This is a genomic window from Pseudomonas sp. KB_12 (assembly GCF_052114545.1).
Taxonomy (GTDB): domain Bacteria; phylum Pseudomonadota; class Gammaproteobacteria; order Pseudomonadales; family Pseudomonadaceae; genus Aquipseudomonas; species Aquipseudomonas brassicacearum.
In genome coordinates this window covers 1-704 of the sequence record NZ_JBFREY010000093.1, presented here as the reverse complement: position 1 = coordinate 704, position 704 = coordinate 1, and the positions used below count along the sequence as shown (strand labels likewise).

Here is a 704-nt window from a genome sequence, read left to right as displayed (position 1 = left end):
GCGAGGGCGTCGTTTGGCGTAACGAAGTTTACCGAAGCGGAGCTGGCGCCGACTGGGATGGTGATGGTCTGGCCGTTCGACAGGGTGATAACTAACGGGGCTTCGGTCACGGGTGCATTGACCGAAGCGGTGTAAACCACGGTGCCGCCTTCAGCGACGGTGGACGTTGCGGTCAGGCTGACAGTCGACGTGTCGATGGTGTCAGTGACATCAGTCACCGCTGGGGTAGTGCTCGGAACCAGGTTCTCGAAGTTACCGCCAGTGGCCTTATCGATGCTGACTTCAACTTTGCCAGCGTCTTTGTAGACGTCGTCTTTTGGTGCGTCGACGGTCACGGTGCCAGTGGTGGCGCCAGCAGCGATGTTGATCACCGCGCCGTTGCTCAAGGTGACGGTCACTGGCGAGCCGGCGGCGTTKGTCAATGTTGCGGTGTAAACGATCGAGCCGCCTTCGGCGACGCTATCGGTTGCACTCAAGGTCAGGCCGGTAGTGTCCTGCACATCGGTAACGGTGGTGTCGGCCGGAGTGGCGTCGATGTCCAGTTTTTCGTAGTTGCCGCCCTKGGCGTCRTCRATCTTCACGCTCAGGTTRTCGCCGCCYGCGAGGGCRTCGTTYGGCGTAACGAAGTTTACCGAAGCGGAGCTGGCGCCGACTGGGATGGTGATGGTCTGGCCGTTGCTCAACGTCACGACGAGCGGGGCCTC

Annotated in this window: 1 protein-coding gene; it reads right to left on the bottom strand. The window is 61.1% G+C overall.

What is annotated here, in order from left to right; genetic code table 11:
* The coding region (locus AB4Z20_RS28000; RefSeq protein WP_442091236.1) for an immunoglobulin-like domain-containing protein at nucleotides 1-689 on the bottom strand (689 nt) is incomplete at its 3' end.
* Nucleotides 690-704: the final 15 nt, after the last annotated feature.